Genomic DNA, 11,583 nt, shown 5'->3' with positions numbered 1-11,583 from the left:
GTTGCCGCTCGCCGCCCCGGGCCTGTCACCGCCTGAGGCGGTGTGGTGGCGTCACGGGAGGCGAAGACTCATCCGACGCTCCGCAGGATCTGCTCCACGGCGGTGACCCGTGCCGTCAGCTCGGCGAGCTGGGTGTTGAGCTGCTCCTGGTTCCGCGCCGTCCGCTCGGTGGCCTCCCGATACTCCGACATCGCCGCCCGGTGAAGCCGGAAGCAGGAGATGAAGCCCACCACGGCGCCGACGGTGAGGATCAGGATGATCCCGAGGGGGAGGACGACTTCTTTCATCTCCGGGTCTCCTGCACGTCGGGGCCTTCCTGTCCGTCCGCTCGCAGCGCGCCGAGGACCGTGTCCACCGTCAGGCGCACGTCGAACGGCATCAGCTTGAAATACTTCATCGCCTTGCCGTCCGCCGACAGCTCCAGATCGCCGGCGACCAGGCCGGCCTTCTCCATCCGCTCAAGATGCATGTAGAGCAGCGGGCGAGATATGTCGAGCCGCCGGGCCAGCTCGCTGACATGCACCCGGCCGCCGGACAGCTCGGCGATGATCCGCAGTCGCAGTGGGTGGCCGACGGCGGCGAGCAGCGCCAGCAGCTTCTCACTGGTCAGAATCCCATCCACAACACATTGACCTTCCACCTGTAAGATAAGACTGACAGGTGAAATCTTCATCGTCAAACCACATCGGCCACCGCCTGACGGGCGATGGCCGATGTGGTGGGGCACGACGTGCCGGGATGGCGGTGCTTCAGGTGCTTCAGGTGCTTCAGGTGCTTCAGGTGCTTCAGGTGTCTCAGGTGTCTCAGGGGGTCGCCGGAGACGCGACCAGGACACCCCCTGGTAGCCGCTGGCCTGCAGGGTGAACAGTCTCGCGTACTCTCCCGCCGCCGCCATGAGCGCCTCGTGTCCCGCTTTCGATGATCTTCCCTCCGGACAGGACCACGACGAGGTCGACGCCCCGCAACACCCAGGGGTGCCCGTCGCTGTAGCGGAACCAGACGTCGCGCAGCTCCACGCCCACGCGGAGCGGGGGCAGGGGCAGGGGCGCCGGCCGTACGGGCAGGTCGGGCTCCGCCCGCAGCAGGTCCAGGTAGTGACCGAAGACGAGCAGGGCCTGGTGCAGCCGCGAGAGCCGGGCCACCCCGCCGGACAGCGAGGTCTGCACCCCGGCCACGGCGGCGACGGACACCGCCACGTCGCCGACGGTCAGCCGGCCCTCCGCCGCGGCGACCACCGCCCACACCAGCCCGGCCTCGCCGACCCGCTCGGCCCCGCGCCGTCGAGCCGCCCCGGATACGCGAAGCCGTACGGCTCCGCGGGCTGCTCCGCACCGCCCAGATTCGCCAGGGCTTCCAGCTCGTCGCCCAGAGTGGGCCGGGTGCTCTCCATAACCGCGCCTCAGCCTCTACGCCCTGCCCTGGCAGACCGCCGACTAGCCGGACACCCGCCTGTGCAGGAGGTCGACGAGCGTGGCGTGGAGCTGCTCGATCGGGCGGTCGGGGTGGAGCGCCCGGCGCTCGATCGAGACGGTCAGCACCATGCCGAACACGGCCGTCGCCGCGGTCTCCACGTCCAGGTCCTCCCGGACCCTGCCCTCGGCCACCGCCCGGCGCAGCGCCCCCGCGTAGACTCCCAGCGCCTGCTCGCGCAGCCTGGCCACCGCGTCCTGCCAGGCGGTGCGCCACATCTCGGCGAGCAGCACCCGGGCGAACGCGCCGTACTCCTCGAAGAAGCGCAGCTGCGCCATGACCACCGAGTCGAGGGCGTCGAGCGCGGCCTGCCCGGTGTCCGCCGCGCCCAGCGCGTCGGCCAGCCGCTGGATCCCGTGTTCGAGCAGCGCGGCGAAGAGCGCCTCCTTGCTGCCGAAGTTGTAGAACACGGTGCCCTTGGCGACACCGGCCCGTTCGGCGATCGCGTCCACCGTGGCGGCGGTGTAGCCCTGCTCGGCGATCACCTCCACGGCCGCCGTGAACAGCCTGAGCCTCGTCTCGGCCCGGCGGCCGTCCCCCTTCCTCGCGGCCGCGCCCGCCCCGTGCCCTCGCCGGTCCCGCTCCGCGCCCGCGTCAGGCTCCGCGCCCGTGCCCGCGTCAGGCCCTCGCCGGTCCCGCTCCGCGTCCGTGTCCACGCTCCCGGCCCGCTGCTGTGTCATGGGGGTAACCGTAGTCACAGTGCCAGCTCGGGGTGGAGGCGCCGCATCGACCAGGTGCGCCCCTTGTGCACGGCGTAGACGGTCAGGCTCAGGCCCAGCGCGACGGTCAGCGCCAGCACCCCGCCGGCCTGCCAGACCACCGTGAGGTCGCCGCCGCTGATCAGCCGCCGCAGCGCGCTGACCACCCAGCTCATCGGGAGCCACGGCGAGATCGTCTGGAAGAAGCCCGGCGAGGTCTCGATCGGATAGGTCCCGGCGGCCGAGGTCAGCTGGAGCATCAGCAGCGCCAGCACCACGACCCGTCCCGGCGCGCCGAGCAGGGCGTTGACCGCCTGCACGACCGCCAGGAAGGCCGCCACGGTGAGAAGCAGGATCCCGGCGATCCCGGCCCAGTGCGCGGCCTCCATGCCGAGCGCGAACCTGATCACCGCCATCAGCACGCCCACCTGGGCGGCGCCCAGGACCAGCCCCGGCAGCCAGCCGGCCACCGCGATCCGCCAGGCGGGAGCCGTACCGGCGAGGAGACGGGGGTTGAGCGGGCGCAGCACCATGTAGCTCACCATCGCGCCGACCCACAGGGCCAGCGGGACGAAGAAGGGCGCGAACCCGGTGCCGTAGTTGGGCACCTCGTTGGCGACCTGGTTGGCCAGCTTGACCGGCTCGCTCATCATCTCGCTCCGGTCGGCGCGCTCGCGCTTGCCGTAGTCCGGGATCTGCTCGGCGCCGTCGCCGAGCTTGTCGCTCAGTTTCCTGGACCCGTCCGTCAGCTTGCCGATACCGGTGGTGAGCTCCCCGGCGCCCTCGTGCAGGCGGCCCACCCCGCCGTCCACCCTGGCCGCGCCGTCGCTCAGCTTGACGATGCCGCCGCCGAGCTGGGTCAGCCCCCGGCTGAGCTGCGCGGAGCCGTCGCCGAGCCGGGAGATCCCAGAAGTGATCTTCCCGTTGGCGTCCGCCGCGTCACCGAGGCCCGTGTGGAGCTTCGCCGAGCCGTCGGCCAGCTTGCCGAGCCCCTCGTCCAGTTGGTTGATCTTGTCTCTGGCCTGGTCGAGCTGCTGGCCCGCGGTGGGCGCGACCTCCGCCGTGCGGCCCGCGACCTCCGCGATCCGGCGGGCGTCCCGCTGCAACTGGGCCGCGGCGCCGCTGCCGTCGCCGGCGGCGCCCTCCAGCCCGGTGGCCACCTCCCGGGTGGACTGGGTGAGACGTTCGGCGATGGCCCGCAGCCGCGGGTCGGCGTCCGGATTGCCGTCCAGCCAGTTCTGCAACTGCTGCGCCTGCTGCTGAGCCTGCTCCGCCCCCTGCTTGATCCCGCCGGGCAGCGCTCCCGCGCCGTCGGCGACCAGGCCGGCGCCCCGCTCGACGGCCTCCGCGAGCGACTGCAGCCGCGCCCCGTTCTCCCGCAGCACCGGGACGACCTCGTCGGCCACCTCGTTGATCTTCGACACCTGGGCGTGGACCTGCTTGTAGACCTGCGCGTTGCCGTCGGCGACCTGCTCGGCGCCCTTCTCCAGCTTCGCCAGCCCCTGGCCCAGCTTGCGCGAGCCGCTCTCCGCCTGGCCCAGGCCCCCGGTCAGCTTGTCCGCCCCGGCCGACAGCCGGCCGGTGGCGGTGTTGGCGCTGCCCAGGCCCACGGTGAGCTGGTGGGTGCCGGTCTTGGCCTGGCCGAGGCCCGCGTTCAGAGTGGACGCGCCCTTTCCGGCCTTCGCCGTACCGTCGTGCAGATCGTCCGCACCGTCGGCGGCCTTGGCGGTGGCGTCGTGCAGCTCGCCGAAGGACACGAAGACGTTGTCCCAGTAATCCTTCAGCGCGGTACGGCCCGCCGCGTCCTTGACCTCGGTGAACACCGCGTCGGAGATCGTCCCCATGATGTAGCTGCGGCCGGTGTCGACCCGCACTCCGAGCTCGGCGGGGGTCGGCGTGCCGTCGCCGGAGGGCGAGGCCAGCCGGGCGCTGAAGTCGGCGGGGATGGTCAGGGACAGGTAGAAGCTGCCGTCGTTCACGCCGTCGGCGGCCTGCCGGGCGTCGACCGTGTGCCAGCCCAGGACCTTGCGGTCACGCAGCTCGTCGGCCAGCTCGCGGCCCGCGTCGACCGTCTTGCCGTCGACGGTCGCGGGCCTGTCCTCCACGACCAGCGCCACCGGGATGTTCTCAAGGTTGCCCTGCGGGTCCCAGAACGACCACAGGTACAGCCCGGCGTACAGCAGCGGCAGCATCACCACGCCCGCCAGCGCCGCCCGGGTCAGCCGCGACCGGGTGAACCGCCGCAGCTCCAGCCGTCCCAGCCGCAACGATCTCATCGGTCCCTCTCCTCGCTCGGTACGGTCCGCGCCACGCTCTCCCCGTCCTGTCCGCCGGCCCCCGCAGGCTTTTCGGCGTCAGGAACGGATCCGGGTCCTCCGGGGTCCGGCGGGGCCGCGGACCCGGTGACGGCCGGTACGGCCTCCGGCCCGTCCGGGGCCGGTCCGGAGCGCGCCGGGTGCCCGCCATCCGGTCCGTCCGTCGCGTCCCCGGGCTCCCCGGAGTCTGCGCACTCCGTGGACTCCGGGGACTCCGCGGGATTCCCGGAGGGCAGGCGGACCGCCGCCCGCTCGCTCTCCGTGCAGGCCGCGACGACGGTCAGGCCCAGGGCGCCCAGCTCTCCCAGCGTCGCCCAGAGCGCCTCCTGGCGGTCCTGGGCGAGGCCGGTGTCCACGTTGTCGAGGATCAGCAGTCCGGGGGTGTCGAGCAGCGCGAGTGCGATCCCGAGCCGCACCCGCTCCTCCCGGCCCAGGTCGCGGATGAGGGTGCGGTCGCCGGGGGACAGCTCCAGACCGGCCAGGGCCAGCGCGGTCCCGGCCCGTGACTCCTGCCGTCTGCCCCAGAACATGCCCGGTGACCGCTCGTGCAGGTGCTCGCGGACCGTCAGCGCCTTCTCCAGGTCGTTGACCCCGTCCACCAGCCCGAGCGCGGCGACGCGCCGGATCGCCCGCGGCCTGCCGTACCGCCCCACGGTGAGTGTGCCGTCGGTGGGTCTCATCCGTCCCGCCAGGGTCAGCAGCAGGCTCGTCCGCCCGCTGCCCGCCTGTCCGGTGACGGCGGTGAGGCTGCCCGGCTCGGCCGTGAGGCCGACGTCGCGGTAGACCCATCCGTGCTCGCCCTTGAGGGACAGACCGACCGCGCGCACCGCGACCCCCTGGAACACCGCACCCTCCGAGACTTTTGAACTGACCGGTCAGTGCAAAAGTATCACGTGAGGTTTCCCGCAGGTGACCGGGCCGGCGAAGGTGTCGATTCTCACGGAAGACGGCTCTCACGGAAAGCGGCCGCTCATCCGAGAACCTGCCGGGGCGGTCGAGCACGTCCGCCTCTGCCGGGGACTTCTCAGCGCCGGCGGCTCGCGCCGGATCCACAAGGTGATCCAGTCACGGGGACAGTGTCCATGGCCGGACACCACCCGCTTCGACGAGACGGACGGCCCGCGGAAACGCGGCAGGACCCGCCCCTCCCGGTCTTGACGGGTGGGACGGGTCCTGCCGATCGCCTGGCTAGACCGTCGCGGAGCCGTACTCCTGGAGGAAGAGCGCCTCGGCGAGGGCCGTGCGGCGCAGCTCCTCGACGTTGACCCGCTCGTTGGGAGCGTGGATCGAGGCGTCGTCGTCCTCGGCGCCGAACAGCAGGATCGAGGCGGCGGGGAACTGCTTGACGAGCGTGGAGACCAGCGGGATCGAGCCGCCGGCGCCGACGTCGCGCGGCGGGTGGCCGAAGGCGCGCTCCATCGCCCGGTTCAGCGCGGCGCGGGCGGCGCCGCCGGAGTCGGCGAGATAGCCGGAGCCCAGCACGTGGTCGGTGACGTGCACCTCGACGCCCCACGGGGCGACCTGCCGCAGGAAGTCGACCACGGCCTCCACGGTCGTCTTCGGGTCGCCCGCCGGAGGAACGCGCACCGTCACCCGGGCACGGGCGACCGCCTGGACCGCGTTGATGGCGCCGGAGACGGTCGGCACGTCCAGGCCGGTGACCGTGATGGCGTAGGAGGCCCAGAGCCGGTCGGCCAGCGAGCCGGAGCCGACCAGTGAGACGCCGTCGAGCACGCCCGCGGTGGCCCGGAACTCCTCCTCCGAGGGGCCGGAGCCGAGGAAGGTGCCGCGCGGCAGGCCGGGGACGCGGATGTCGCCGTGGTCGTCGTGCAGGGCGGCCAGCATCCGGATCAGCGCCGCGAGGGCGTCCGGGGCGGCGCCGCCGAACGAGCCGCTGTGCAGCGACTCCTTCAGGGTGCGCACCTCGATGGTGAAGGCGCCCATGCCGCGCAGCGAGGTGGTCACCGCCGGGTCGCCCACGCTCGGGTTGCCGCAGTCGGCGACGATGATCGCGTCGGCGCGGAGCAGCTCGGGGTTCTGCTCGACGAAGGCCTCCAGACGCTCCCCGGCGTATTCCTCCTGCCCTTCGATGATCACCTTGATGCCCACCGGGAAGTCGCCCCGGAAGGCGCGGAGCGCGGCGACGTGGGAGATGACGCCGGACTTGTCGTCGGCGGCGCCGCGGCCGTAGATGGCGCCGTCGATCTCCGTCGGCTCGAAGGCCGGCGTGCGCCACAGCGCGGGGTCGCCCGCGGGCTGCACGTCGTAGTGCGCGTAGAGCAGCACGGTCGGCGCGCCGGGCGGGGCCGGGGCCTCGGCGAACACGGCGGGGAAGCTCCCCTCCACCGGGATCTGCCGGACGTGCGGCAGGCCGGCGCTGCGCAGCAGCTCCTCGGTCGCCGCGGCGGCCGCGCGCACCGGCTCCTCCGGATGGCCGGGGAAGGCCACCGAGGGGATGGCGACGAGCCGCTTGAGGTCTTCGACCGCCTGGGGCAGGCCCGCGGCGACGGCGCCCTCGATCTCGTCAGGAGTCACGACGTTCCCTCGCATCTCAATATGTGGTCGTCCTATTTGATCACAGTCGGCGGGCGACCGTGTTTCACCCTGATTCCAGCACACCGCGGTCCCGCCGGGTGGGGGCGAGGGCGGTGCAAGATCCGGAAACTCCCAAATCCTGGTCGCGGATTTCGTTGTTGTTACCCACCTGTTTTGCGGATTCCGAAGTTCTTGCACTCTATTGCCACGTTTTCACTTGGCAAGACGTTCTCCGGGCATGCAGACTGGGGGGAGCTCAGACCACCGAGGGAAGATAGCCATGACCCACCCTGAAAACACCGACGTGGCCTCGCTCATGCGGGCCGCGCAGGACAACCTGTGGATGCACTTCAGTCGGCACAGCTCCGACAGGAGCGTCGAAGTCCCGATGATCGTGCGTGGTGAGGGCGCATACGTCTACGACGTGCACGGCAAGCGCTACCTTGACGGTCTCGCCGGCCTGTTCGTGGTCCAGGCGGGGCACGGCCGCAGCGAGCTGGCCGAGGCCGCCGCCAAGCAGGCCCAGGAGCTGGCGTTCTTCCCGCTCTGGTCCTACGCGCACCCCAAGGCCGTCGAGCTGGCCCAGCGCCTGGCCGCCGAGACCCCCGGGGACCTCAACCGGGTCTTCTTCACCACCGGTGGCGGCGAAGCCGTCGAGAGCGCGTGGAAGCTCGCCAAGCAGTACTTCAAGCTGACCGGCAAGCCGCTCAAGCACAAGGTCATCAGCCGCCAGATCGCCTACCACGGCACCCCGCAGGGCGCCCTGTCGATCACCGGCATCCCGGCCTTCAAGCAGATGTTCGAGCCGCTGGTCCCGGGTTCGGTCCGGGTGCCGAACACCAACCACTACCGCGCCGACGAGATCACCGGCGTCGCCGGCATGACCCCGGAGCAGTACGGCTACTGGGCCGCCGAGCGCGTCGCCCGGGCCATCGAGATGGAGGGCCCGGACACCGTGGCCGCCGTCTTCGTCGAGCCGGTGCAGAACGCCGGCGGCTGCTTCCCGCCGCCGCCCGGTTACTTCCAGCGCCTGCGCGAGATCTGCGACGAGTATGACGTCCTGCTCGTCTCCGACGAGGTCATCTGCGCCTTCGGCCGCCTCGGCACCATGTTCGGCGGGCAGAAGTTCGACTACGTCCCCGACATCATCACCTGCGCCAAGGGCATGACCAGCGGTTACTCGCCGATCGGCGCCATGATCGCCTCGGACCGGCTGTTCGAGCCGTTCAGCGACGGCACCGAGATGTTCGCCCACGGCTACACCTTCGGCGGCCACCCCGTCTCCGCCGCGGTCGCCCTGGCCAACCTCGACCTGTTCGAGCGCGAGGACCTGCTCGGCCACGTGACCCGCAACGAGCCGGTCTTCCGCTCCACCCTTGAGCGGCTCCGCGACCTGCCGATCGTCGGCGACGTGCGCGGCTCCGGCTTCTTCTGGGGCATCGAGCTCGTCAAGGACAAGGCGACTAAGGAGACCTTCAACGCGGACGAGTCCGAGCGTCTGCTGCGCGGCTTCCTGTCCAAGGCCCTCTATGACGCGGGCCTGTACTGCCGCGCCGACGACCGCGGAGACCCCGTGATCCAGCTCGCCCCGCCGCTGATCTGCGGCCCCAAGGAGTTCGACGAGATCGAGTCGATTCTCCGCTCCGTGCTGACGGAGGCCTGGTCCCGGCTGTGAGCGCGCCGCCGTGCACGGCCCGTCTGGAGCCGTGCACGGCCCGCCCATGTCCGAGCCCGTTCGACCCGTGCTTCGCCACCCGTTGAAACTCCGAAAGGAACCCTGATGAAGATCGGCGTGCCCGCCGAGGTCAAGAACCACGAGTATCGTGTCGCCGCCACCCCTGCAGGCGTGCACGAGCTGGTCCGTCACGGCCACGACGTCTACGTCCAGCGCGGCGCTGGCCTCGGCTCACACCTCCCCGACGAGGACTACCTCTTCGCCGGCGCCAAGATCCTCGACACCGCCGACGAGGTGTGGGGCGAGGCCGACATGATCCTCAAGGTGAAGGAGCCGATCGCGGAGGAGTACCACCGCATGCGCGCCGGGCAGGTGCTCTTCACCTACCTGCACCTGGCCGCCGGCCGTGAGTGCGCCGACGCCCTGCTCAAGCAGCAGGTCACCGGCATCGCCTACGAGACCGTCCAGGTCGGCAACACCCTGCCGCTGCTGGCCCCGATGTCGGAGGTCGCGGGCCGCCTGGCCCCCCAGGTCGGCGCCTACAACCTGATGCGCTTCAACGGCGGCCGCGGCGTGCTGCCCGGCGGCGTGCCCGGCGTGGCCCCGGCCAAGGTCGTCGTCATCGGCGGCGGCGTCTCCGGCCTCAACGCGGCGCAGATCGCAGTCGGCATGGGCGCCGACGTCACGGTCCTCGACCTCAACGTCGACCGCCTGCGCTTCATCGACGCCGTCTACCAGGGCCGTCTGAAGACCCTCGTCTCGACCTCCTACGCGATCGAGAAGGAGGTCCTGGAGGCCGACCTGGTCATCGGCGCGGTGCTGATCCCGGGCGCCAAGGCCCCGACCCTCGTCTCCAACGACCTGGTCTCCCGTATGAAGCCGGGCTCCGTGCTCGTCGACATCGCCATCGACCAGGGCGGCTGCTTCGAGGACTCCCGGCCGACCACGCACGCCGAGCCGACCTACCAGGTCCACAACTCGATCTTCTACTGCGTGGCCAACATGCCGGGCTCGGTGGCCAACACCTCCACCTACGCGCTGACCAACGCGACGCTGCCCTACGCGGTCAAGCTGGCCGGCCTGGGCTGGAAGTCGGCGCTCCAGCAGGACCCCGCCCTCGCGCTGGGCCTCAACACCCACGCGGGTGAGCTCACCAACGATCAGGTCGGGCTCGCCCTCGACCTGCCGTCCGTGCCGGTCTCCCGGGTCATCGCCGCCTAGACCCGGTCCGCGGGCGCACTCCCGTCCTCCGCCCGGTCGGCGGGCGACCCCATGATCACATCTGTGGTCATGGGGTCGCTGCTTTCCCGGTGGTCTCGCGGAGCGGGCAGGCCCGCTCTCACGCGGTCCGGGGACCCGCCGCGGTCATCGCTCTCGCCGCGCTCTCGGGTCCTGGGGCCGCGGCCCCAGCCGGGTCCGCAGGTCGCGGGCGGTGGCCAGGACGTGCTCGACCTCGGTGGCGGTCGGCCAGGGGGCGCTGCCGGGACGTAGCAGCGTGGCCCGGACCGAGGCCAGGTGCTCGACCGCCCCCGGACGCAGGCCGCTCTGCCCGGTCAGCCAGGCCGTGACGTCGGCGTGGTCGAGCAGCGGCCGGGTGACCAGATCCCAGGTGCCGAGGATCTCCGTCAGGTCGCCGACCCGCAGCGGGGAGCCGCTCCGGGCCGCGGCGGCGGCGGCCAGCTCCGCGCGGGCGACGAGTTCGGGCTCGGCGGCCCGATCCCAGATCGGAGGCGCCGGGTCCGACAGCCATCGCTCGTCCTCACCGGCGGCACCGGTCGCCGACAGCAGCGAGGCGAGCTCGGCCGCCGCCCGGGGGTGCCCGGCCAGCGCCGCCCGGCGGAACCAGTGCTGGCCGCCCCGCAGGTCGTCGTGCTCGGCGATGAGCAGCAGGCCGTAGTTGAAGGCGGCCTCCGGATCCCCGCCGGCCGCCGCCCTGCCGAACCAGTGGCTGGCCGCCCGCGGGTCGCTCAGCTCCACGCACACGAACCCGGCGGTCCGCTGGTCGTCGATCCGCCCGGCGTGGGCGGCCCGCTCGAACCAGGCGCGGGCGGTGCGCAGGTCCCCCCGGGACAGCGCGATCCCGCCGAGCTGCGAGGCGGCCCCGGGGTGCTCGGCCCCCGCGGCCAGCCGGTAGAACGCCTCGGCGCCCTCCGGGTCCTGGTTGGCCCGCAGGAACAGCCCCAGGTGGTAGGCCGCGTCGGCGTGGCCGCCCCGAGCGGCGAGCTCCCACCAGCGCAGCGTCTCGTCGTCCTGGCCGAACGCGTAGGCCAGCAGTCCCAGGTCGTGCGCGGAGGCCAGGTCGCCCGCCAGCGCGGCCCGCCGGTGCCACTCGGCGGCGGCCTCCGTCTCGCCGCCGTCCTCGCAGATCAGCGCGAGCCGCCGGGCGGCCGGGCGGGAGCCCGCCCGGGCGGCCGTCTCGAACCACCGCCGCGCGGCGGGCACGTCGCCACGCTGCTCGAGCAGGAGCGTCGCCAGGTTGGCCGCGGCCTCGGCGTCGCCGGTGGCCGCGGCCAGTCCGTACCACCTCACGGCCTCCGCCAGGCTGCCGTGCTTCTCGTGCCAGACACCCAGGTTGTAGGCGCTGTCCATGTTGCCCCCGGCCGCCGCCCGCTCCCACCAGTGCCGCGCCGCCGAACGGTCGCCCCGCTGCGTGAAGTGGCGGCCGAGCAGGTGCGCGGCCTGCGCGTCGCCGCCGTGCGCGGCCAGCAGCAGCTCGGCCTCGCCGTCGGCGCCGTGCCCGGCGTGCTGGAGGGCGGGTGGCGAGTCATCAGGCGACTGCCGGCCCCCCTGCCACCACCCCATGTCGTCCTCCTCGTTGACAATGCACAGGGTGACACGTGACGGTGCGATTGCGGAGCGTAATCACGGACTTGCCTGTCCTCGCGCGCTC

The 11,583-nt window shown here is 72.3% G+C and carries 10 protein-coding genes; 2 read left to right on the top strand and 8 right to left on the bottom strand.

Annotated features, from left to right (window positions below; translation table 11 throughout):
• Positions 1-68: 68 nt before the first annotated feature.
• The 7 genes from ACZ6R6_RS02790 to ACZ6R6_RS02760 form a co-directional block, all read right to left on the bottom strand.
• Positions 69-287 (bottom strand): hypothetical protein, encoded by a 219-nt coding sequence (locus ACZ6R6_RS02790; RefSeq protein WP_470089642.1) that lies wholly within the window; start codon positions 285-287, stop codon positions 69-71.
• The gene (locus tag ACZ6R6_RS02785; protein WP_470089640.1) at positions 284-622 is read right to left on the bottom strand and encodes an ArsR/SmtB family transcription factor; all 339 of its coding nucleotides are present in this window, start codon (positions 620-622) and stop codon (positions 284-286) included. Before ACZ6R6_RS02785 ends, ACZ6R6_RS02790 begins: the two co-directional genes overlap by 4 nt.
• A 181-nt stretch (positions 623-803) precedes the next feature.
• Entirely contained in the window at positions 804-1,235 is a 432-nt protein-coding gene (locus ACZ6R6_RS02780; RefSeq protein ID WP_470089639.1) for a hypothetical protein, read from the bottom strand.
• 198 nt (positions 1,236-1,433) lie between these two features.
• Positions 1,434-2,150: a TetR/AcrR family transcriptional regulator gene (locus tag ACZ6R6_RS02775; protein WP_470089638.1), complete on the bottom strand. Its 717-nt coding sequence runs from the start codon at positions 2,148-2,150 to the stop codon at positions 1,434-1,436.
• Positions 2,151-2,164: 14 nt separating this feature from the next.
• Positions 2,165-4,444 carry a YhgE/Pip family protein gene (locus ACZ6R6_RS02770; RefSeq protein ID WP_470089636.1) on the bottom strand — a complete coding sequence of 760 codons (2,280 nt, stop codon included), beginning with the start codon at positions 4,442-4,444 and terminating at the stop codon, positions 2,165-2,167.
• Entirely contained in the window at positions 4,441-5,328 is an 888-nt protein-coding gene (locus tag ACZ6R6_RS02765; RefSeq protein WP_470089635.1) for an ABC transporter ATP-binding protein, read from the bottom strand. Before ACZ6R6_RS02765 ends, ACZ6R6_RS02770 begins: the two co-directional genes overlap by 4 nt.
• 343 nt (positions 5,329-5,671) lie before the next feature.
• Positions 5,672-7,018: a M20/M25/M40 family metallo-hydrolase gene (locus tag ACZ6R6_RS02760; RefSeq protein ID WP_470089633.1), complete on the bottom strand. Its 1,347-nt coding sequence runs from the start codon at positions 7,016-7,018 to the stop codon at positions 5,672-5,674.
• Between the two features lie 280 nt (positions 7,019-7,298).
• Between ACZ6R6_RS02760 and ACZ6R6_RS02755 the strand changes: the two genes are divergently transcribed.
• Positions 7,299-8,693 (top strand): aspartate aminotransferase family protein, encoded by a 1,395-nt coding sequence (locus ACZ6R6_RS02755; RefSeq protein WP_470089631.1) that lies wholly within the window; start codon positions 7,299-7,301, stop codon positions 8,691-8,693.
• A 105-nt stretch (positions 8,694-8,798) separates the two neighbouring features.
• Entirely contained in the window at positions 8,799-9,914 is a 1,116-nt protein-coding gene (gene ald, locus ACZ6R6_RS02750; protein ID WP_470089629.1) for an alanine dehydrogenase, read from the top strand.
• Positions 9,915-10,058: 144 nt separating this feature from the next.
• Here the strand turns inward: ald and ACZ6R6_RS02745 are convergent, their stop codons facing one another.
• On the bottom strand, positions 10,059-11,495 hold the full coding sequence (locus tag ACZ6R6_RS02745) for a tetratricopeptide repeat protein (RefSeq protein ID WP_470089627.1): 1,437 nt from the start codon (positions 11,493-11,495) through the stop codon (positions 10,059-10,061).
• Between the last annotated feature and the right edge of the window lie 88 nt (positions 11,496-11,583).

Source organism: Streptosporangium sp. NPDC048886, from assembly GCF_055586905.1.
This window is presented reverse-complemented; position numbering and strand designations above follow the sequence as displayed.